The sequence below is a fragment of the Gordonia sp. NPDC003504 genome (assembly GCF_053587995.1).
Genome location: NZ_JBSFPC010000002.1, coordinates 686,507 through 706,904 on the forward strand (window position 1 = coordinate 686,507; position 20,398 = coordinate 706,904).

Here is a 20,398-nt window from a genome sequence, read left to right on the forward strand (position 1 = left end):
TCGAACGCCGGGGGTGGATCAGGACGCGAGGATGCGCTGCTTCTCCGTGGCGAATTCGGCGTCGGTCAGCACTCCCTGCGCGTGCAGATCCGCGAGCTGCTTGAGTTCGGCGATGCGGTCGGCGTTCGACGCGGCCGGGGCCGCCGGTGCCGGTTGCGGAGGCGGGGCCTGCTGGACATACTGCGGCTCGGGCTGCGCATACCGTTGCTGCTGCTCGTAACCCTGCTGGGCCCATCGCTGACCCTGACGACGAGACACTCTGTTGGACACCGCCGTTGCGGTTCCTGCGACGACTGCGGTGCGTGCCATTCCACGCAGGAGTCCGGGCATGATGTTCTCTTTTCTGTCGTTCGGCGAAAAGTAAGAGGATCAGTTCTCGGCGGACTCGAGGGCTTCGATCAGGTCGGTGACCGGAATCCGGCCGGACGCGACCGGCTCCGCCCCACTGCGCCGAAGCGCCGTCGCAAACGGTGCCGCCCAATGGTTTTCGTAGACGATGATGGCCGCGGCATGGCCGACGTCGAGCACGGCGCCCGCCTCGGCGAGATCATCCTCACCGATGAGGCCGGACGCAGCCTCGGCGAACAGCGTCACGTCGAGGTCCCCGTCGAGGTCGAGGTCGGCGATGTCCACACCGACCACACCGTCGGCGGTGCGCCGGAGGAACGCGAGGTCGAGGACTCGGATGATGTCGCGGTCGACGAGGTCACGCAGGTGCCCGAGTGCGCTGCCGTCGAAGTGGGCGTCTGCGGGAAATTCGACGACGAGATAGTCGATCGGACCGATTTCGACGTCGACGTCGGTGATTTCGCTGTCTGCTGCGGTCATGGTGTCCAGCCTTCCATCGCCCGATGTGCGCGGCATCATCCTACTGGTATGACAGCAGTCGGTCGGCCGGTATGACCGCAGCCGACCGGCATCGACGACGGTGGCACGATGTCATTCGGTCCGGGTGATTCGCATCCGCGGGCCGGCGGTGCACGATGAAGCGCGCACACAACCGTCGCCGGGTCCGTCGTGGCCCGAGATCACGAGGAGAGGTCAAATCATGTGGGATTCGTTCTGGGAGTTCATCTGGGGCATGGTGGTGATCTTCGCGTTCGTCGCCTACCTGCTCGTGCTGTTCTACATCCTGAGCGACCTGTTCCGTGACCGGAAGCTGTCCGGCTGGTTCAAGGCGATCTGGATCATCTTCCTGATCCTCATCCCCTACCTGACCGCACTGGTGTATCTCATCGCCCGCGGGCGCGGGATGACCGAACGCACCGTCGCCGCACAGCAACAGATGCAACAGCAGACCGACGACTACATCCGCAACGTCGCCGGACCGTCATCCGCCGAGCAGATCGCCACCGCCAAGGCACTCCTGGACGCGGGCACCATCACGCCGGCGGAATTCGAGACACTCAAGGCCAAAGCGCTCGGGTGAGGCCCGCCGTATCGAAGTGAATCGGCCTCGGACGCGTCAGTTGTTGTCCATGACGCTGTTGTCCATGACGCGCCCGAGGAACTCCGTCGCCGCATCCAGCCCTCCCCGCCACGGCAGGTCACCGTGATCGGAATCGACCCCCCGGAGCTCGTATCGTGTTCCGGCGGCGGCGAATTCGCCGAGCAAGGCCGCGGTCAGCGGTAGCGGCACATCGGCGTCGCGAAACCCCTGCACGACCAGGATCGGGCGGTCGTACCCCGTGGTCGGAACGGCCATGTACCGGTGCAACGCGGCCGCGAACACCGGGTCGTCGAGTGGCCGGGAGACCAGCCGTCCGGCAGGTGCCTGCCCGACCACCGACGCGAAGTCCGGTGCGCAGACACTCGAGATCCGGTCGATGATGCCGCGCCCGAGGGGCGTCAGATACCTTCCGACGTCGACGTCGTCGGAGTTGGCGGCCATCCCCGCCAGGATCGCGGCCACGGTTCCGGTCAACCCGGCGGGCAGTGCGGGGACACCCGGCCGCAGGGCGAGGATCGCGTTCTCCACATTCGATGCGGGCGCCATCGCGACGGTTCCGCGGAAGTCGAGGTCCGGGGCCCGGGCCGAGGCGACATTGCCGGTCGCCAGCGCGGCGTGACCGCCCTGCGAGACACCCACCACCGCCCACCGGCGGGACAGGCCGGGAAGCGCGATGTGGGCGGCCCGCACGATATCGGCCGACGCCGTCGCCTCCGACCGGGTCTGCAGATACGGATGGGTCCTCTGCCCGGCGACGACGGCGGCGGGGCTCAGACCCAGGTACTCCGGGGCGACGACCGCGTAGCCTGCGCGGTTGAATTCGGCGACGATCGCGGAGTCGTTGCGTTCGGCGATCGGCGACGCGGTGAGGCCGCAGTCCGGTCCGAGCCCGGAGGTGCCGTGGGTCCACACCACCACCGGCCATCCGCCCGGCGGCGGTGTCCCGGCCGGCGTTCGCACCAACCCACTCGCCGGCACCGTATGCCCGAATCCGTCGGTGGTGAGGTACGACAGTCGCGCCACGCGGTCGAGGCCACCCCAGGCGCGGCCGAGTGGGGCGATCGCCACCACCGCGCCGGGTGGCCCGGGCGAGGCCTGCGCCGGGGCTCGCACCACCCGTCAGAATGGCCGTGACCAGCACCGATACCATCACCGGCCACACGCTTGCATGCCTTCTCGTCGCCACGTAACACTCCTCGTTTACGAGTGAGTATCCACACCGATTCGCCCCTCCGGCTGGAATTATGGCGTCGAGCGCGGACAATCGAGACACATGACCTCCATGGAAATCCTCGCGCTCAGCTCGCTGCTCGTTCTCGTCGCCTGCGCCGCCGGCATCGGCGCGCTCATCGGCATTGTCGCCACCTCGGCCGGTTCCTCACCCGCCGCACCGGATCGCGGCGCCGACTTCGCGCCCGTCCCGGCCTCCTGAGGCCTGTCCTCAGACCTCGTACTCCACGAGCCGGCCCTGCACGTAGACCTCGGCGATCGCCGGCTCCCGCATCCCCATCAGCAGCGCGAACAGTGTCTGCTCCCTGGCCAATTCGGGATCATCGGCGCGAATCCCGTTGGTCAGCAACGATTCCAGCGGCGGCCAGCGTTCCGGCTCGATCACCAGGAAATCCGCTTCCTTACCGGCGTCGAGGTTGCCGAATCGCTCCTCGGCGTCGAGCGCGCGCGCCCCGGCCAGTGTCCCGGTGAACAACAGCTGCGCCGGATGCAGCGCCACGCTCGCGTCACCGGCTTCGGAGATGTGCACCTTGAACGCGTCGGCGAGCACCTGCGGTATCAGCCACTCATCTCCTGCCCCGCAATCGGTTCCGGCCGCCACGGTCACACCCGCCGCCACGGTCCGCCGCCACGGCATGGTGCCCGATCCCAGGAACTGTTGCGATGTGGGGCAGTGCGCGATCGATGTTCCGGTCTGCGCCATCCGTGACAGCTCGGCGTCGGTGCAGTGCACCGCATGCGCCATGATCGTCCGTCGTCCCAGCAGACTCTCACCGCCGGTCGACGAACCCGGCAAGAACTTCCCGTCGTAGGTGTCGAGATAACTGTCGACCTCGAAAAGTGTTTTCACCGTGTCGATTTCACCGGTAAGCGGACGATTGTTCTCGTTCAGGTGGGTGTGAACGTACACTCCTCGCTCGGTCACAGACGCGTATAGATCCCCCAGCGCACGCAAGGTCTCGGTGGTCACCGACAGGCTGAACCGGGGCACGATGGCGGTGTGGCGCAACGCGGTCGACGGGTCACCGGTGTCCGAGGCATGCCAGCGGTCGATCTCGGCCAGCGTCAAGGCGGTCGCGTCGGCCTCCGAGGTCATCAGCGGCGCAGCCGAATCCGGCCCGGAAGTCTGAATGCCGCGGCCGCTGACGATGCGCAGGCCCGCACGCTCGGTTTCGGTGAACAGTGCCTCCTGGGCCACCGGGAACGCCGATCCGAACACCATCGCGGCGGTCGTGCCGGCCGAGATCCGGCGGTTGGTGAAGTCCCGGGCGATGCGGCGGGCGAATTCCGGGTCGGCCAGTCGCGCCTCGGCCGGAAAGATACAGGTGTTCAACCATTCCAGCAGTTGCCCGCCACCGTAGGCGTCCAGGGAGTAGGTCTGCGGGAAGTGGATGTGGGTGTCGACGAAACCGGGCAGCAGAAAGGCCGGACCGTGATCGATCACCCGGTGCGCGGCGAACTCGTCGGGGACCTCGCCGCGGGGCCCGGAGAACAGGATGACCCCGGAGTCGTCGTCGACGACCAGCGCACCGTCGGCGATGTCGACGAGCGCGGCCACCGCGTCGTCGACGGTGGGATTACCGGCGATGTGGACGAGGTGGCCGAGGTGCGTGCTCATCGGTCAACCGAAGCACAACCGGCGCGGTTCGGCGCGCCGAGTGCGGTGCGACACCGTTCTGCGCGCCGACCTCATCCGCACCACTCGATGGTCCGCTCAGATGACGATCCGATCCGATGACGATCCGCTCAGATGACGATCCGCTCAGATGACGTGGCCGTCCCATTCGTGATCGTGCATGAACCCCTCGGCGAGACCGACGCGGTACTTCACGCAGCTGCGCAGGATGCCGAGGTAGGCGGCGGGCAGCAGCAGGCCCGGTTTCCGGTCACCCGGCACCCCGATGACGTCGTCGAATCCGCGCAGGTCCCGGAAGTACTCCCGCATGGTGCGTCCCTGCCGGGAGTCCTCCGTCCAGCCGAACAGCGTCATCCCGACCTTGATCATGGTGTGCACGTCGTCGTCGGGGACGATGACCTCGGTGTTCTCGCGGAAGAACGCGCGATCGACCCGGTTGTGCGGACGGAACATCATGATCCCGCTGGTCGCGCGGGGATTGCACTCGATGCAGTACAACCCCTTCTCGGGGTGATCGATGAAGTCGAAACCCACCTGGCCGGTGAAGTCGGTGCCGGCGAGGAAGTCGGTGACCCAGTCCAGGATCCCCTGGTGGTGGGCGGAGACGAACGACAGGCAGGAGCTGCCGCCGATCGCGTACTCCACCGGATAGGTCGCGTGGGCGAAGATCCGGCCCTCCCGCACCACCGAGTAGGTGCAGTAGCGGTCGCCGGTGAGCCATTCCTGTGCCAGCCACGGGTTGCTCGGGTCGTGATCGAGCCACTCCATCGCGTCACCGGGATACACCTTGTGCACCTTCTGCGAACCGCGCGAGTAGCACTTCTTGACCGCGAACGGTCCGGTGAAGTCGAGTTGTGCGATGTCCTCCGGTCCGCGGAGTTCGGCGAACTTCAGGGTCGGGATGCCGCGATCGGCCAGCATGACCTGGAAATCGTATTTGTTGTGCAGCCGGTTCTCGAGGTCGAAATCGGAGAGGAACAGCTCGCATTCGGGCGGGAAGAGCCCTCGCATCATCGCCAGGATGTCGGTTTCCTCGTGGATCGGGATGACGATGTCCACGGCTTCCTCGACGACGATGCGCGCGAGTTCGCGGCAGTATTCCTGCGGTTGGAATTTCGGAGGTGGGACGAGGTGAAAGCCGCTGACCGCATTGGAGACCCGGGTGATGGCGACCGGGATCGAGTCCACCGTCGTCACCCGGTGCCCGCCGGCGGCGAGCAGACGGGCGAGGTTCAGGGTCAGGAATGATCGGCCGAAGGTGATGAGCACATGCTTACCGGTTGGGGGCACGTCGCGAGTCTAGAGACATGCGGCCGATGAGCGCGCAGGGCGGCCCGACGGCACCGGTGAGGACACCGATGTCGCCGCCGCGGGTGTCCGCAATTTGCGCATAATTGACGGGCTCTTGTCGGCCCCACCCGGCATACTCGGACATGTCGGTACCCGGAATACTCGGACATGTCGGTACCCGGAATACCGGGACCGCGATGACTGTTCCAGTTTTTCGCGTTGTTAAGTTGGTGTTGTCGGCCGTTTGAGGCCGCAGGGGTGGAGGTGCGGATGTTGTTTGTCGTCGGCGTCATCTCCGCATGCCTGGCTGCCGTCGCCTACGGCATGTCGACGGTGCTGCGTGCGCTCGGTGCCCGTCGCGTCGCGCAGACCTCCCGTGAGGACGGGATCGAGGACACCAACGCGGCCGGTGGTCCGTCACTGCAGTCGACGATGTCCACGTTCGTCGATCCGTCCTTCATCCTCGGCACGGTGATGGTGATCGTCGGGTTCGCCGGCGGCGCGGTCGCCGCACGGTTCCTGCCGCTGTTCCTGTCGCAGACCATCGTCTCGGCCAACCTCGTCGTCACCGCGCTACTCGGGACGATCATGCTCAACATCGCCCTGCACACCCGGGACTGGGTGTCGATCTGGCTGGTCGTCTTCTCCCTGTGTCTGCTGGGCTTCTCCTCGTCGCATACGACCGGGGAAGGCCAGGCCCACTCGATCCACTGGGGTTTGTTCGTCGCGACGCTCGTGTTGTCATCGCTGGCCCTGCTCGGTGTCTACCGGCTGGGTCGCCACGGCGCGATCGTCGGTGGTGCGATGGCCGGCCTGCTCTTCGGCGTCATCGCGATCGCCGTGCGCATCCTCGACGGCGTTCACCCCTTCGACCTCAAGGTGCTGCTCCTCGATCCGGCGGCATGGACGATCGCCGTCGCGGGGGCGGCCGGATTCTTCGTGCAGACCGTCGCCCTGCAACTCGGTGCCGTCAACGGCGTCACCGCGGTCCTGGTGGTCGGTGAGACCGCAGGACCCAGCCTGGTCGGGGTGCTGTTCCTCGGCGACACCGCCAAGGCCGGTCTGGGCTGGCTGGCCGTCGTCGGTTTCATCGGCGCGGTGATCGGTGCGGTCCTCGTCGCCTGGTACGGCTCCGGCGATCCCGACCACTTCGGCGAGGCACCGCCGATGAAGGGCGGCTGGCGACGCGGACGGGAGAACGACGAACGCGACGACCTCGACGCCGAGGAGCGCGACGCCGCCGACGTGACGAGCGCCGTCGCCACCGACGACGAGGTCAGCGAGGATCAGTTCTGCGACGCAGACTTCACGCTCGTGGAGGACGATCTGGAAGCCGACCTGGGCGTCACCGGCGATCAGCGGGTGGCCCATCCCGGTGGCAACGGACCGCGCCGGACACCGTGACACCGTCTCCGTGATCACGCTGCACGCTTGACACCGAACGGTGGCGCCGACAGCGTGGTGACCATGTCCACGACCAGCTCCGCCGCCCGACGCGCCTATGACACCCTCGAACCCTTCCACGTCCTGGCCTACTTCAGTCCCGCCCTCGCCGCCGCGCACGAGGCGACCGGCCTGAACGCGCACGCCTTCTACGTCGGGGCACGTGCCGCACCGATGGGTCCGTGCGCGGCGGCGGTGGTGACCGCCGCCTTCGTCAACTTCGCCCCCGATTCGATCGCCAAGAGTTGGGCCAAGGCCGTCGCGGTCGGCCTCGACCGGGTGTCGCAGGCCCGCGACCAGATGCTCGATGAGCAATTGCGCGATATCTGGGGCGACGGCGTCGCCGACGACGCCATCGTCGCGGCCGCCGATGTGTTCGCCGAAGCGGCGCAGACCCTGCCGTACTCGGGTCGTCCGCTCGCCGCTGCGTGGGCCGCGGCCCCGGCACCCACGCCGCCGCACCTGCGGCTGTGGCATACCTTCGCCGTGCTGCGGGAGTGGCGCGGCGACAACCACATTGCCGCGTTGGTGGTTCACGGACTCGGCGGACTCGACGCCGCGGTATTCCACGAGGCGGCACTGCCCGATCCCACCGTCACGCGCCGGGTACTGGGCCGGGATCTGACGCTGCTCACCCGCGGCTGGTCGGCGCAGGAGTGGGAGGAATCGGTGGATCGTCTTGTCGCCCAGGGGCTCGCCGAACGCACCGGGTCGGATACCGAACCCGGTCACCGTCTCACCGCAGACGGCGCCGCCATCTACGACGACATCGAGGCGCAGACCGATGCCCTCGGTGAGCAACTGTGGTCGCGTCCAGAACTGTCGGAGACCGTCACCGCCCTGCGCCCGTACGTGAAGTCCGTCATCGACGCCGGGGTCCTGCCCGGCACCCGGAAGAAGTAGCCCGGAAGATCCAGGTCCGAGAAAATCGGCGATCTCGATCCCCCGGCGGGTGTGGTGGGTGTATTGGTCGAACCATGACACCACCACACCCCGACGACGAACACGAATCGCCTGATCACCAAAGACGTTCCACCAGTCTAGATCTCGCCGAGATCAAGCAGCTCAAGTATCGGTATCTGCGGGCCCTGGACACCAAGAACTGGGATGATTTCGCCGCCACCCTCACCGACGACGTGATCGGCCACTACGGCGGTCTCGACCTCACCGGCCGCGACGACCTCGTCGGCTTCATGCGCGAGTCGGTGGGACCGGGGGTGATCACCGAACATCGTGTGTCACATCCGGAGATCGACGTCGACTGCGACGTCGCGCACGGACGGTGGTATCTGTCGGATCGGGTGATCGTCGCCGAGGTGGAGTTCATGCTCATCGGCGCCGCCTTCTACGCCGACGTGTATCGGCGCACCGCCGACGGCTGGCGGATCTGCGCCACCGGATACGAGCGCACCTACGAGGCGCACGTACCGCTGGCGTCGATCCCCGGATTCAGCGTCACCCCGGGGCCGGCGATCATCGTCGGCGAGGGATCATCGCTCCCGAAATAACCGACGATTCGCGAGTCCGGAGGATCACCGTTCCCGGAGAATCAGTGAGGCGATGCCGTCGCGATCGGTGACGTCGAGCTTGGCACAGGCCCGGTAGATGTGGCCCTCGACGGTGCGGACCGAGACGGTGAGCCGCTCGGCGATCTGCCGGTTGGACAGTCCCGACGCTACCAGCGTGGCGATCTCGCGTTCGCGGGTGGTGAGCGGCAGCGGCTGCGCCGCCTCGAGTAGTGCCGGGGTGCGCAGACCACCGCAGGCCGCGGCCAGACGATTGGCCATCGACGACGACGCCACCGTCGCCGACCGTTTGCCGGCCTTGTCGTGGATCGCCGACGCCTGCGCGGCGACGTCGGCCGCCGACAGCCGCAGCCCCAGTGCCTCGAGATCGGCGGCGCAGACGTCGAGTTCCACCCCGTCACCGGCGGCGAGCGCCTCGGCGTGCCGGGCGTAGAGGCCCGGCAGCGGACCGTCGATCCGTTCGGCCAGTTCGGCCAGGCGCCCGGCCGGGCCGGCGTCACCGAACCGGACGACGGTGTGCAGCGCCTGCGCCTCGACGGCCAGTTGCCCGGTCTGCGCGGCCAGCGCGGCCGCATCCCACGCCCGCCGGATACCCAGTGACACCGTGCCGGCGGCGGCCGCCTGCCAGGCCTCGGCGATGCGCAGCATCGGCCGGAACACCGCGACGTGCCGGCCGTCCCGGGCGCGGGCGCGGGCCAGGACGGCCTCGGCGCGGTCGGCCTCCCCCAGCGCGCTCAGCGCCTGGGCGAGAAAGACATAGGCGGGGAAATTCCACGAGGCCGAGTACTCCTCGCCGTCGAGGGTGGCCAGGGTCTGCTCGATCCGCCGCACCACCGATGCGCATTCGCCCCGAGCCAGTTCGACGGCGGACACCAAAATCCCGGACATCGCCCAGCTGAGATACTGCGCGGTGTCGGCGAACGCCACGTAGCGTCCGGCGGCGGCGTCGGCGGCGTCGAGTCGGCCGCCGAGGATGAGTCCGAGGATCTCGCCGATCCCGGCCGGATACCGCAACAGTCCGTCGGTGAACTTCTCGGCCTCGCGGGCCCGCTGGATCAGCGGATCGAGTTCGTCGCCGCGCCCGATGAGGGCCCGGGACAGCATGCCACCGAACACACCCCATTCGACCGCCCACGGCAGCGCGTCCTCCGGTGCCAGTGCGGCATCCGACAGGCGCAGCGCGTCATCCAGCTTGTTCTCGAAAAGCGCACAGGCAGAACTGATTCCGTCGACGATTCCCATCAGGTGCGGATCGGTCACCGCAGCGCGCACCGCGTCGAGGATGGTCGATGCCCGGTCGGCGTCGTTCATCACCCAGAACATGTTGCCGACGCGCTGCAACCCGATCCGCAACTGCAGCGACGCCTCGAGCCCGGTGGTGTCGATGCGCGCGAGGATCGCCTCGGCCTCGTCGGGATGCCCCTGCCACATCAATGCCCGCGAGAGCAGTTCGGCCTCGGCGGGACCGCCGCCCTCCTCGAGCGCGGCGCGCGCGAATCGCTCCCCCATCGGGGTCTGCGCCAGGTTCAGGGCGTCGCCCGCGGCCGCCGACAGCAGACCGAGGTCGACCGCGGACGCGTCACTCTCCAAGGCCAATTCGGCCAGCCGGATGCGGTCGGCGGGTGACGACAGCGAACGCCCGCGCAGGGCCTTCACCAGATTGCCGCGGAGGCGCCGCGACGAGGCGAATCCGAGGCGTCGGCGGATGACCTCACCGAACAGCGGGTGGTGGAAGCCGACGTTGAGGTTGCGGCCCTCCCGTTCGATCCGCACCAGTCCGTCGATCTCGGCTTCCTCGACCGCCTCCTCGCCGGCCACCTCGGCGAGGACGTCGAGATCGAGGGGTTCACACAGGCTCAGATATTTCAGCGCGGTCAGCACTGACTCGTGAAGTTGTTCGATGCGTCCCTCGAGCAGCGAGGCGAGTTCGGAGGTGATGGCCGCGCGCCCGCGCAGCTGCCACACCCCGTTGACCTGCCGCAACGTGTTCGCCTGCCGGGCACCGTCGACGAGATGACGCAGGAACAGCGCGTTCCCGCCGGATGCCGCCCACATCCGGTCGGCCGAGTGTTCCTCGAGCTGACCGCCGAGCACCGACTCCACCAGTTCGACGCTCTCCTCCTTGGTGAACGGCGACAAGGTGATCCGCAGCAGGTGGTTGTCCTTCCACAGCGAGGTCACCGCGTCGGGGACGGTCTCGCCGCTGCGGACCGTCGCCACGATGTGCACCGCGCGGTCGATGGCGAGTTGGTGCAGCAGCGTCGCCGACAACTCGTCGAGCAGGTGCGCGTCGTCGACGCCGATGACGGCGTGACCGTCGGCGAGCAACGATTCGCGGGCCGCCGCGAGGTAGGTGACCGGGTCACTGGAGGTGGCCGTCCCGACCAGGTGGGCGAACACGCCCAACGGGATGCTGCGGGCCGATTCGGTTCCGGCGACCCACCGCACGCCGCTGCCGATGCTCGCGGTGACGTGCCGGGCGAGGGTCGTCTTGCCGACGCCGGAGTCCCCGGTCAGGACCACCCCACCGACGGCGGATTCGCCGCGCAGGGCCGCCGAGATGGCGCGATACTCCTTCTCGCGTTGCACCAGGGGCCAATTCGTTGGCATGGTTGCTGATTTTAGTCCCTTTATCAGCAAATACGCAGGTGAATATCAGCCAACGACATACGGTCGGTTGATCACGCGTCCCGTCGGTTGGTCACCACGACGCCGGCGACGAAGACGACGATGGCGACCACCGCGAAGTACACCAGCGACACATACGAATTCCAATGGAACACGTCGTCGGCCGAACCGCCGGACAAAAAGCGCGTCCCATTGGCGAACGGCAGGAACGGGCCGACCCAGTCACGCACCCGCGGAACCGATCCGAGAATGGTCTCCAGCACCAGCATCCACACCAGCACGATGGAGATCGCGCCCGCGGTCTGACGGACCAGCGCACCGACTCCCATCGACAGCAGCACGCACAGCGCGGCGAAGATCGGGGTACCCCAGATCTGCCGGATCACCGACGAGTTGCCGAAACCGACGACCGAGGTGCCGAGACCGGCCTGCAGGATCAGGATGCACACGACCGCCAGGACCAGAGTCGTGATCACGGTGAGCGCAACGTAGACCACGGCCTTGGCGATCAACACCCGCGGCCGATTCGGCACCGCGAGGAACGACGCCCGGATCGTGGAGAACCGGTATTCGCTGGTGATGCCGAGGACCGCCATGATCATCAGGACGATGACGGCAAACTGCTGCAGCCCGACAAGGAGCACGGTCATCGCGGCGCCGTCGGCGACCTCGGTGCCACTCGATCCGGTCTCGTCAGGTGCTCCGGTGAACAGCGCACTGAACAGCGCGGTGATACCGATGCTGAGCAACACCACCAGCCCCATGCACCAGTACGGGGAGCGGATGGAGCCGATTTTGATCTGTTCGGCACGCAGGACGTCGATCACTGCGGACCTCCCTGGGACGGGCCTGGGAACGGCCCCGGTGCGGGCGGGGACGGCGGGAATCCGGGTGGCGGCACCTGACCGGGTGGCACATACCCCGGTGGTGGCGAGCCGTGGCGCGGTGGACCCGAATGCATACCCGCCTCGGCGCCCGGCATCGCCACACCCAACTCCTGGGCGCCGCCACCCGGCGCCGCCCCGGTACCACCCTGATATTCGACGGCGTGCGCGGTCATCGCCATGAACGCTTCCTCCAGCGATGCGTGCGCGCCGACGAGTTCGTGCAGGGTCACCCCGGCCGCGGCGGCGATGTCACCGATCCGATCGGTGGTCGATCCGTCGTCGATGACGAACACGGTGCGTCCGTGGCCGTCGTTCTCCGGGTGCGGCGTCACGCCGGCGGCGACCAGCGCGTGATGGAGTTGATCCGGATAGGGCGAGCGCACCCGCACGATGGTGCGGGCCGCCGCGGTGAACTCGGCGACCGACTTGTCGGCGATCAGCCGGCCCTGTCCGATGACGATGAGGTGATCGGCGGTCAGCGACATCTCGGTCAGCAGGTGACTGGACACCAGGACGGTCCGGCCCTCGGCGGCCAGCGCTTTCATGAAGTTGCGGATCCAGACGATGCCCTCGGGATCGAGGCCGTTGACCGGCTCGTCGAACAGCAGGGTGTGCGGATCGCCGAGGATCGCGCCGGCCAGTCCGAGGCGCTGCGACATGCCCAGGGAGAAACCCCCGGCGCGTTTGCCCGCGACCTGGGTCAGGCCGACGGTCTCGAGGACCTCGTCGACGCGGGCGGCGGCGATGCCGTTGCTGGCGGCCAGCCACCTCAGGTGTGCCCGGGCGCTGCGGTTGGGGTGCACCCACTTCGCGTCGAGCAGGGCACCGACCTGCCGCAGCGGATTATCGAGGTGACGGTATTCCTTGCCGTCGATGGTGGCGCGTCCCGCGCTCGGCCGGTCCAGTCCCAGCATCATCCGCATGGTGGTGGACTTGCCCGCACCGTTGGGTCCGAGGAAGCCGGTGACGATCCCGGATGCCACCTCGAAACTCAGGTTGTCGACGGCACGCACCGGCCCATAGTCTTTGGTGAGGTTCTCCACTCTCAGCACGGACTCGACAGTACACAGCTTCCGGTGTCGGCCGGGCGGTGCGATGTCTCAGGGTGATGTCTCAGGCGTCGCGGTCGGGCGAGGAGGCGTTCGCCCAGCGTCGCCGCGGAATCCGGCCCGCACCGGCGGCCAACCGGCCGGCGGTGACGCCGTGCCGCATCGCCGCGGCCATCCGTTCCGGATCGTCGGCGCGCGTCACCGCCGTCGCGAGAAGTACTGCGTCACAACCGAGTTCCATGGCGAGAGCGGCGTCGCTCGCGGTTCCGATCCCGGCGTCGAGAACGATCGGTACCGTCGCCCGCGAGACGATCATCTCGATGTTGTGCGGGTTGCGGATACCGAGGCCGGTACCGATCGGCGAGCCCAACGGCATCACCGCCGCCACGCCGAGGTCGGCGAGTCGGGCGGCCAGCACCGGATCGTCGTTGGTGTAGGCGAGTACGACGAATCCGTCGTCGACGAGTTGGGTTGCGGCGTCGAGGAGTTCGACGGGATCGGGCAGCAGCGTCCGCTCGTCGGCGACCACCTCGAGTTTCACCCAGGACGTCTCGAGTGCCTCCCGCGCCAGTCGCGCGGTGAGGACCGCCTCGGCCGCGGTGTGAGCGCCCGCGGTGTTGGGCAGGATGTCGATCCCCAATCGCCGCAGCAGTTCCAGCACGCCGGTGGCACTGTCGGCACTGACCCGCCGGATGGCCACGGTCGTGAGTTCGGTGCCCGAGGCGATCAGTGCGCGGGAGAGAACATCGAGGTTTCCCGCACCGCCGGTACCCATGATCAGGCGTGAGGTGAACTGTTTGTCGGCGATGCGCAGCGGATCGCCGATTCCCGGGTCGACCGCGGTGCCGAACGCGGATTCGGCCGGCGCGCTAGCCACCTTGCACCGCCGTCACGATCTCCACCACGGCACCGTCGGAAAGGCCACGGCCCCAGCCACTTCGGGGTATCACCTCGCCGTCGACGGCCACCGCGATCCCTCGATCGGGCAGACCCATCGTCGACACCAGGTGCGCCACCGATCGGTCGTCGGCGAGGTACATGGTGTTCCCGTTGACCCGTATCGTCATACTCGTTCCCCTTTCGTGACGCCCGCCCCGATCCCGGTCTCCCTCGGCGCCTCGCCCAGCAACTCGAGGACCGCGTCGGATGTGTAGGGCGCCAACATGATTCCGTTGCGCCCGTGACCGGTCGCGATCACCGTCCGGTCGTCGGCCCGTTCGATGATCGGGAGGCCGTCGGGCGAACACGGCCGGAATCCCACCCCCACCTCGGTGAGTGAATACTCGCGCAGGCCCGGATAGACCTCGATCGCGTCGGCGAGCAACTCGGCCACGCCACCGGCCCGTGCCGCACCCGAGGCGTTCCGCCAGTCGGACACGTCACCTTCGTATTGTGTTGCGCCGACGACGATTCCGTCGCTTCTCGGCACCAGGTACACCATCCGGCCGTCCACTCGAGCGCGGATGACGTGCCGCGGCGGCGGTACCGTCCAGCGGTCGGCGGTCAGGCGCAGCACCTCCCCGGCGGCCAGGTGCACCGGGGCCGACGGCCACAGGTCCACCATGCCGGCGCCGGCGGTGAGCAGCACCTGATCGGCGTCGACCTCGGCCGGCGAGGTGATCCGGCGGGTGACGATGGTGCCACCCACTGCTTGCAACGCTGCGCGCAGTGCCGCCAGTAACCGCCGATTGTCCACTGCCCCTTCGCCTCGCGCGAGGTATCCACCGTGCAGCCGCGGCCCGACGGCCGGCTCACGACGACGGATCTCCGCGGCGCCGACGGGTGTCAGGTCGTCGTCGCCGCGCGGTCGGGCCGACCACACGAAGTCGGCGAGTTGGCGGAGGTAGGCGACGTCGGCGGCGGTGGTCGCGACGAACAGTGAGTCGCGGGCCGCGATGATCGACGGGTCGCCGAGTCGCTCGACGAGTGCCGGCCAGCGCCGCACCGAGGCTTCCGAGAGCGCCAGCAATGCGTCCTCGCCGGGATGTCCCTCGCCCAGCGAGCCGAGCATCCCGCCAGCCACGTGCGCGGCGCGGTAATGCTCGCCGGCGTCGAAAACCGTGACGCGCCAACCACGATCGGCGGCGGCCAGTGCGCAGGTGAGGCCGATGACGCCGCCACCGACGACGGCCAGCGTCCGCCCGTGCGGCCGTACGGATTCCGGGATCCGCGAATGATGCATCCGTGCTCCTTCCTTCGCCGGCATGATCCGGATCAGGTGTGACGGTCTGCGGGGGCGGCCCGCACTCTCAGCCCGACGTTCCCCGGACTCCCGTGTGGTGGTGCCAAGCCTACCCCCGACCGCACGGCCGCTACTCTCGTCCCCATGTCGACCGAATCTCGGACTCCCGGGACCGGCCGCGCCGAGGGACCATCCCGGCGCGATCGCCTCACCACCACCCGGCTCTACCTGTGCACCGACGCCCGCCGCGAACGCGGAGACCTGCCGGCCTTTGTCGATGCCGCGCTTTCCGGTGGGGTCGACATCGTGCAACTGCGCGACAAGGGTTCGGCCGGTGAACGCGAGTTCGGCGTGCTCGAGGCCCGCGAGGAACTCGCCATTCTCGCCGACCTGCGCAGCATCGTCGACGCACACGGCGCACTGCTGGCGGTCAACGATCGCGCCGACATCGCCGCACTCGCCGGCGCCGACGTTCTGCATCTCGGCCAGGGCGACCTGCCTCCTGCCGACGCCCGGCGCATCGTCGGCGACGACGTTGTGATCGGCGCCTCCACCCATGACCCGGAGCAGGCCGCGGCGGCGATCGCCGACGGCGACGTCGACTACTTCTGCACCGGACCGTGCTGGGCCACCCCGACAAAACCGGGTCGGGTCGCCGCCGGCCTCGACCTGGTGCGGTCGGTGGCCGCGACCGGCACCGCCAAGCCGTGGTTCGCGATCGGCGGCATCGACGCCGACCGCGTGCCCGAGGTCGTCGACGCCGGGGCCGGACGGATCGTCGTGGTTCGGGCGATCACCGCGGCCGCGGACCCCGCTGCGGCGGCGACCGATCTGCGGAGTCGGCTCGGCTGAACTGACGCAGCACCATTCACCCGCAGCCGGAGATGCCGGGAAAGCGACCCCGCGGGCGTGATACGGACCTTCCCTGAGCAGAACTCGGGTCGGGCAGGCTTTGCCGTGTCATCCACCCACGCCCACTGCCCTGAGTCTGCTCCCGAAACGCGTTTGCCCGCCGCCACGAGCCGGGTCTATGGTGGGCGGATCATGTCGTGGACACACATCGCGCTCGTAACCCGCCGCAGCGGGGTCTGATCTGACCGACCCCCCGCTGCGGGGTCGGCGTGCGCTGAATGACATACGTTGGAAGTCGGTCACCCACTCTTCGACCGAAACGATGATCCACGATGCCTTCTCGTCACCTCTCGCCCGCACCCTTGTCATCGGGTGAGCGCGACCCTCATCCGTCCACGTTCCCCTGGTCGCGCTGCGGCGGTCCGATCCCTCGCGGCATTCGCGAGGAGGCATCGGGCATGACCTGGCAAGAGTTCAACGAATCCTATGGCGCGACCGGCGCCATCCGCCTCGGGTCCTTCTCCGTGGCACCGGCCCCGGCGGACATGGTCGAATGCCGGGCCACCATGGCCTACGCCGACCGGATCATGTCGCTGTCGGCCACCTCGACCGGCCCGATCGGCGCCATGACGTCGATGCTGCACGAGATGGGTGCGCAAGTCTCGATCCTCACGCTGCATCAGCGCCCGACCGACGACGGATTCGCGTCGTTTCTGCTGTGTGAGCGCGACGACCGGCAGTGCTGGGCCTACGGCGACGGCGCGACCGGCGACGAGGCCAACGTCAAGGCCCTGATCGCCGGCGCCAACCGACTCCTCGAGCCGTAGGCGGCGCGGGACCTGACCCGGCCGGAGCCCTCGGGTCAGGTCGGCAGCGCTCAGGTCGGGTCGAGCGCGGCCAGACGTTCCCGCAACTGAGGCCATGCCTCACCGAAAGCGGGATGCAGCGGCAGACTGTCGACATCGGCCTCGTCGACCCACCGCAGTTCCGCGGATTCACCGTTGGCCACGGTCCGGACCGGCGCGTCGACGTCGGCGATCACCGTCGTGTAGGTCCACGCGTCCACCCGGTGCGTCACCAACGCGGCGACCACTTGCAGGTCGTCGGCCTCGATGCCGGCTTCTTCGTGCGCCTCACGCATCGCCGTGTCGATGGCGCTCTCGTGGGAGTCGCGCGCCCCGCCGGGCAGACCCCAGGTGCCGCCCTGATGGGACCAGACCGCCCGATGTTGCAGCAGGATCAGGGTCCGGCCCTCCTCCTCGTGGGGCGCACGGATCAGCAGTCCCGCCGCTCCGTTCACACCCCAATACCGGCTGCCATCGCCACCGATGACCCAGCCATCCCCGTCTCCGCGCACACATGCCTCCTCGACACCCGAGAATCGCCGGCGACAAACTCACCACCGCCATCCGCGGCGGATGCGTCCGCACCGCCACCGTTCCTCCACCGTATGTGAGGCAGCGCACCTCGGCCAGGGGTGGCGCGCGTGTCAGGCCGATGCGGACGAAGTGGAGAAAACGCCCCGGGGAGGTGGGGCATCGGCCCGTCGACATGTCCTAGGGTTGAAACGGACTCCTCCCCCGGAGCGATTCATCCGATACCGAGCGATTCGCCCGATACCGGACACTGCCACGCCGCGGCGAGGCGTCGGTGGGTGCGCCCTGCCGATGCGGCGGAGCGACCAGCACACTGAGCAGTTCGCTGCCCAGGACCGGCGGCCAGAAGAGGTGACGACGTGACCGGCGACGCATCTGGAGTGCGTACCGCGCTCACGCGCGCGGGTCGCACGATTCGACCGCATCCCACCACCCCGCCGATCCGGCAGGTCCTCACCGACCGTCGCGAACTGATGTCGATGGGCCGGGCGCGCGCCCAGTCACCGCTGGTCACAATGCGTCACTACGCACGCACCACGCCCGGCAAACTCATCATGATCGTCGCCGTCGTGGCCATCGGGATCCTCGCCACCGGCTGGTACGGCTCCACCGTGCTCGAGAAGCGCACCGACTCCCTGAAGTCGATGATCGACGTGGACGAACCCCTCGCCGAGGCATCGCAGGTGCTCTACAGCTCGCTGTCGATCGCCGACGCCGCCGCCAATTCCGCGTTCATCTCCGGCGGTCTGGAATCCCCCGAATTGCGGGCACGCTATTCCGACGCACTGGCCACCGCCTCGGCGTCACTGATGCGGGCGGCGGGCACCTCGGGGGCGCCCGGCGAGGTCAACGACGCCACCGACCGCGCGATCAACGCCGACCTGCAGACCCTCGCCACGACGATCCCCGTCTACAGCGGGCTCATCGAGACCGCCCGTATCAACAACCGGCTCGGCAACCCGGTGGGCAGCGCCTATCTCGGTCAGGCGTCGGCCCTCATGCAGGACCAGATCCTGCCGTCGGCTCAACGACTCTACGATCGACGCTCCACCGCGATCGCCGACCCGCAGCAGGCGCTGACGATCCCGCCCTACGGGGTCTACTTCGGGTTGCTCGTGGTGAGCCTGGCCCTCATCGGGACCTCCCGGTTCCTGGTGCGGCGCACACGACGCCGATTCAACATCGGCGTGCTCGCCGCCCTCGTCGCGATCCTCGGGGGGCTGGCGTGGCTGCTCATCTCCGGATTGGCGTCCGTCGCTGCCACCAATTCTGCGAAGGTCGACGGCGCCGATCCCCTCGGGCAGCTCACCGAGGCTCGCATCCTCACCCAGCAGGCACGGTCGGCGGAGACCCTCTCGCTGGTCCGTCGCAGCGATCAGGCCGATCTCGACCAGACCTTCGCGACCGCCACCGACAGCATCAGTGCGACGTTGACGCATCTGGGTGGGCAAACCGCCGACGACGACGGCGCGCTGTCCTCGGCGCAGGTGGAGTCGGTGAAGTCGGCGCTGGCGCAGTGGCGCGAATCCGACGAGCAGGCCCGTGCGGCGATCGAGAAGGGTGACTTCGCGACCGCCCGCACCCTCACGATCGGCAGCGATCCGTCGAGCACCGCGAGCAGCTACGCCGCGGTCGACTCGGCGTTGACCGACGCGATCACCACCACCCGCAACTCGTTCCGCGACGACATCAACACCGCGCAACGGGTCCTCGGCTACACCGGTACCGGGATCATGGTGCTGTCGCTCTTCGCCGCGGCGGCCCTCGTGCTCGGCATCATCCCGCGGATCCGGGAGTATCGATGAACCCCGTACCGATGAACCCCGGACCGATGAACCCCGGACGGCATCCGCTCACCTCGCGGCGCCACGGCGCGGCACGGTGGATCGTGCTCCTCGGCGCGGTCGTCGTACTGTGCAGCGGTTGCGTGACGTTCACCGCGCCGGAGTCGCCGCCGCCGTCGGCCGCGGGTGTCACACCCACCCCGCCCGGGGTGCAGACCGCGACGACCACCGAGCCGGTGCCGAACTCGCAGTCGTGCAATGCGACGGCGAGTCTGCGTCCACCCGAGCAGATGCCCGAACCCAACGAGATGCCGCCGAACAGCACGATGGCCGTGATCGCCGCCCGCGGTCGGCTGGTCGTCGGCACCGACATCGGCTCCAACCCGTTCAGCTTCCGTGATCCGCTCTCCGGTGACATCCAGGGATTCGATGTCGACATCGCCCGCCAGATCTCCGCGGCCATCTTCGGTGATCCCAATCGGATCGAGTACCGGGTGCTCAGCTCGGCCGACCGCACCGAGGCACTGCGTGACGGCTCCGTCGACGTCGTGGTCAAGACCATGTCGATCACCTGCGACCGTCTCCGAGAAGTCAGTTTCTCGGCCCCGTATTATATTGCGTCGCAACGCATTCTGGCACCCAAGAATTCCGGCATCACCGACGTCGACGGCCTCGCCGACAAGCGCGTGTGCGCCGCGCGCGGAACCACCTCGATCGGCCGGATGCAGGCCGACCAACCGCGTGCCAAGATCATCACCACAACCACATGGGCCGACTGCCTGGTGATGTTGCAGCAGGGCCAGGTCGATGCCGTCACCACCGACGACGCCATCCTGGCCGGGCTCGCCGCACAGGATCCGTGGGTGGAGGTCGTCGGACCGGGTCTCGGTGCCGAATACTACGGAGTGGGCATGCCGCAAGGGCACGATGACATGGTGCGGTTCGTCAACGGAGTCCTCGCGGAGAACAAGGCCAACGGTCAGTGGTATGCCACCTACAACCGGTGGCTGAGCAATCTGGGCCCCAGCTACGGCCCGCCACAGGCAACATATCGGGACTGAGGGA

Annotated in this window: 21 protein-coding genes; 9 read left to right on the forward strand and 12 right to left on the reverse strand. The window is 68.3% G+C overall.

Annotated elements, in window-relative coordinates; genetic code table 11:
- Positions 1-18 precede the first annotated feature (18 nt).
- The gene (locus tag ACWDPV_RS07430) at positions 19-330 is read right to left on the reverse strand and encodes an SHOCT domain-containing protein (protein WP_348806145.1); all 312 of its coding nucleotides are present in this window, start codon (positions 328-330) and stop codon (positions 19-21) included.
- Between the two features lie 39 nt (positions 331-369).
- Complete coding sequence (locus tag ACWDPV_RS07435) at positions 370-828, reverse strand: DUF6325 family protein (protein ID WP_449742380.1); 459 nt, start codon at positions 826-828, stop codon at positions 370-372.
- 220 nt (positions 829-1,048) lie between these two features.
- Between ACWDPV_RS07435 and ACWDPV_RS07440 the strand changes: the two genes are divergently transcribed.
- On the forward strand, positions 1,049-1,429 hold the full coding sequence (locus ACWDPV_RS07440) for an SHOCT domain-containing protein (protein WP_348806147.1): 381 nt from the start codon (positions 1,049-1,051) through the stop codon (positions 1,427-1,429).
- Positions 1,430-1,465: 36 nt separating this feature from the next.
- Here ACWDPV_RS07440 and ACWDPV_RS07445 read toward each other — a convergent pair whose 3' ends face one another.
- Positions 1,466-2,563 (reverse strand): alpha/beta hydrolase family protein, encoded by a 1,098-nt coding sequence (locus ACWDPV_RS07445; RefSeq protein ID WP_449742381.1) that lies wholly within the window; start codon positions 2,561-2,563, stop codon positions 1,466-1,468.
- A 160-nt stretch (positions 2,564-2,723) separates the two neighbouring features.
- Between ACWDPV_RS07445 and ACWDPV_RS07450 the strand changes: the two genes are divergently transcribed.
- A complete protein-coding gene (locus tag ACWDPV_RS07450) occupies positions 2,724-2,882 on the forward strand; it encodes a hypothetical protein (RefSeq protein WP_449742382.1) in 159 nt (52 codons plus the stop codon).
- Between the two features lie 9 nt (positions 2,883-2,891).
- Here the strand turns inward: ACWDPV_RS07450 and ACWDPV_RS07455 are convergent, their stop codons facing one another.
- Both ACWDPV_RS07455 and ACWDPV_RS07460 read right to left on the reverse strand, forming a co-directional pair.
- Positions 2,892-4,298, reverse strand: a complete 1,407-nt coding sequence (locus ACWDPV_RS07455; protein WP_449742383.1) for an amidohydrolase family protein — start codon at positions 4,296-4,298, stop codon at positions 2,892-2,894.
- A 144-nt stretch (positions 4,299-4,442) separates the two neighbouring features.
- A complete protein-coding gene (locus ACWDPV_RS07460) occupies positions 4,443-5,606 on the reverse strand; it encodes a carboxylate--amine ligase (RefSeq protein WP_449742384.1) in 1,164 nt (387 codons plus the stop codon).
- 270 nt (positions 5,607-5,876) lie between these two features.
- Between ACWDPV_RS07460 and ACWDPV_RS07465 the strand changes: the two genes are divergently transcribed.
- The 3 genes from ACWDPV_RS07465 to ACWDPV_RS07475 all read left to right on the forward strand — a co-directional run bounded on the left by ACWDPV_RS07465 (position 5,877) and on the right by ACWDPV_RS07475 (position 8,557).
- The gene (locus tag ACWDPV_RS07465; RefSeq protein ID WP_449742385.1) at positions 5,877-7,010 is read left to right on the forward strand and encodes an EamA/RhaT family transporter; all 1,134 of its coding nucleotides are present in this window, start codon (positions 5,877-5,879) and stop codon (positions 7,008-7,010) included.
- Positions 7,011-7,067: 57 nt separating this feature from the next.
- Positions 7,068-7,952: an SCO6745 family protein gene (locus ACWDPV_RS07470; RefSeq protein ID WP_449742457.1), complete on the forward strand. Its 885-nt coding sequence runs from the start codon at positions 7,068-7,070 to the stop codon at positions 7,950-7,952.
- 74 nt (positions 7,953-8,026) lie between these two features.
- Positions 8,027-8,557 carry a nuclear transport factor 2 family protein gene (locus ACWDPV_RS07475; RefSeq protein WP_449742386.1) on the forward strand — a complete coding sequence of 177 codons (531 nt, stop codon included), beginning with the start codon at positions 8,027-8,029 and terminating at the stop codon, positions 8,555-8,557.
- A gap of 24 nt (positions 8,558-8,581) precedes the next feature.
- Here ACWDPV_RS07475 and ACWDPV_RS07480 read toward each other — a convergent pair whose 3' ends face one another.
- From ACWDPV_RS07480 to thiO, 6 genes are all read right to left on the reverse strand, one after another.
- Positions 8,582-11,185: a LuxR C-terminal-related transcriptional regulator gene (locus tag ACWDPV_RS07480; RefSeq protein ID WP_449742387.1), complete on the reverse strand. Its 2,604-nt coding sequence runs from the start codon at positions 11,183-11,185 to the stop codon at positions 8,582-8,584.
- A gap of 71 nt (positions 11,186-11,256) precedes the next feature.
- Entirely contained in the window at positions 11,257-12,030 is a 774-nt protein-coding gene (locus ACWDPV_RS07485) for an ABC transporter permease (RefSeq protein WP_449742388.1), read from the reverse strand.
- On the reverse strand, positions 12,027-13,142 hold the full coding sequence (locus ACWDPV_RS07490; RefSeq protein ID WP_449742389.1) for an ABC transporter ATP-binding protein: 1,116 nt from the start codon (positions 13,140-13,142) through the stop codon (positions 12,027-12,029). The genes ACWDPV_RS07485 and ACWDPV_RS07490 overlap by 4 nt, the downstream gene beginning before the upstream one ends.
- A 61-nt stretch (positions 13,143-13,203) precedes the next feature.
- Positions 13,204-13,965 (reverse strand): thiazole synthase, encoded by a 762-nt coding sequence (thiG, locus tag ACWDPV_RS07495; protein ID WP_348806218.1) that lies wholly within the window; start codon positions 13,963-13,965, stop codon positions 13,204-13,206.
- A gap of 43 nt (positions 13,966-14,008) precedes the next feature.
- Positions 14,009-14,206, reverse strand: a complete 198-nt coding sequence (gene thiS / locus ACWDPV_RS07500) for a sulfur carrier protein ThiS (RefSeq protein ID WP_449742390.1) — start codon at positions 14,204-14,206, stop codon at positions 14,009-14,011.
- On the reverse strand, positions 14,203-15,321 hold the full coding sequence (thiO, locus tag ACWDPV_RS07505) for a glycine oxidase ThiO (RefSeq protein WP_449742391.1): 1,119 nt from the start codon (positions 15,319-15,321) through the stop codon (positions 14,203-14,205). Before thiO ends, thiS begins: the two co-directional genes overlap by 4 nt.
- A 144-nt stretch (positions 15,322-15,465) precedes the next feature.
- Here thiO and thiE point away from each other — a divergent pair, with 144 nt between their 5' ends.
- The gene (gene thiE, locus ACWDPV_RS07510) at positions 15,466-16,173 is read left to right on the forward strand and encodes a thiamine phosphate synthase (RefSeq protein ID WP_348806161.1); all 708 of its coding nucleotides are present in this window, start codon (positions 15,466-15,468) and stop codon (positions 16,171-16,173) included.
- A gap of 458 nt (positions 16,174-16,631) precedes the next feature.
- Positions 16,632-17,000 carry a hypothetical protein gene (locus ACWDPV_RS07515; protein ID WP_449742392.1) on the forward strand — a complete coding sequence of 123 codons (369 nt, stop codon included), beginning with the start codon at positions 16,632-16,634 and terminating at the stop codon, positions 16,998-17,000.
- 50 nt (positions 17,001-17,050) lie between these two features.
- Here the strand turns inward: ACWDPV_RS07515 and ACWDPV_RS07520 are convergent, their stop codons facing one another.
- A complete protein-coding gene (locus tag ACWDPV_RS07520) occupies positions 17,051-17,530 on the reverse strand; it encodes an NUDIX hydrolase (RefSeq protein ID WP_449742393.1) in 480 nt (159 codons plus the stop codon).
- A gap of 378 nt (positions 17,531-17,908) precedes the next feature.
- On the opposite strand from ACWDPV_RS07520, the gene ACWDPV_RS07525 reads away from it, so the two are divergent.
- Both ACWDPV_RS07525 and ACWDPV_RS07530 read left to right on the forward strand, forming a co-directional pair.
- Positions 17,909-19,354, forward strand: coding sequence for a hypothetical protein (locus ACWDPV_RS07525; RefSeq protein ID WP_449742394.1), 1,446 nt, complete (start codon positions 17,909-17,911; stop codon positions 19,352-19,354).
- Complete coding sequence (locus ACWDPV_RS07530; protein ID WP_449742395.1) at positions 19,351-20,394, forward strand: glutamate ABC transporter substrate-binding protein; 1,044 nt, start codon at positions 19,351-19,353, stop codon at positions 20,392-20,394. The genes ACWDPV_RS07525 and ACWDPV_RS07530 overlap by 4 nt, the downstream gene beginning before the upstream one ends.
- Positions 20,395-20,398 lie beyond the last annotated feature (4 nt).

Coding starts and splice junctions, on each gene's coding strand:
- ACWDPV_RS07430 (WP_348806145.1), bottom strand. CDS start 330: ATGCCCGGACTCCTGCGTGGAATGGCACGCACCGCAGTCGTCGCAGGA.
- ACWDPV_RS07435 (WP_449742380.1), bottom strand. CDS start 828: ATGACCGCAGCAGACAGCGAAATCACCGACGTCGACGTCGAAATCGGT.
- ACWDPV_RS07440 (WP_348806147.1), top strand. CDS start 1,049: ATGTGGGATTCGTTCTGGGAGTTCATCTGGGGCATGGTGGTGATCTTC.
- ACWDPV_RS07450 (WP_449742382.1), top strand. CDS start 2,724: ATGACCTCCATGGAAATCCTCGCGCTCAGCTCGCTGCTCGTTCTCGTC.
- ACWDPV_RS07455 (WP_449742383.1), bottom strand. CDS start 4,298: ATGAGCACGCACCTCGGCCACCTCGTCCACATCGCCGGTAATCCCACC.
- ACWDPV_RS07465 (WP_449742385.1), top strand. CDS start 5,877: ATGTTGTTTGTCGTCGGCGTCATCTCCGCATGCCTGGCTGCCGTCGCC.
- ACWDPV_RS07475 (WP_449742386.1), top strand. CDS start 8,027: ATGACACCACCACACCCCGACGACGAACACGAATCGCCTGATCACCAA.
- ACWDPV_RS07480 (WP_449742387.1), bottom strand. CDS start 11,185: ATGCCAACGAATTGGCCCCTGGTGCAACGCGAGAAGGAGTATCGCGCC.
- thiS (WP_449742390.1), bottom strand. CDS start 14,206: ATGACGATACGGGTCAACGGGAACACCATGTACCTCGCCGACGACCGA.
- thiO (WP_449742391.1), bottom strand. CDS start 15,321: ATGCATCATTCGCGGATCCCGGAATCCGTACGGCCGCACGGGCGGACG.
- thiE (WP_348806161.1), top strand. CDS start 15,466: ATGTCGACCGAATCTCGGACTCCCGGGACCGGCCGCGCCGAGGGACCA.
- ACWDPV_RS07515 (WP_449742392.1), top strand. CDS start 16,632: ATGACCTGGCAAGAGTTCAACGAATCCTATGGCGCGACCGGCGCCATC.
- ACWDPV_RS07530 (WP_449742395.1), top strand. CDS start 19,351: ATGAACCCCGTACCGATGAACCCCGGACCGATGAACCCCGGACGGCAT.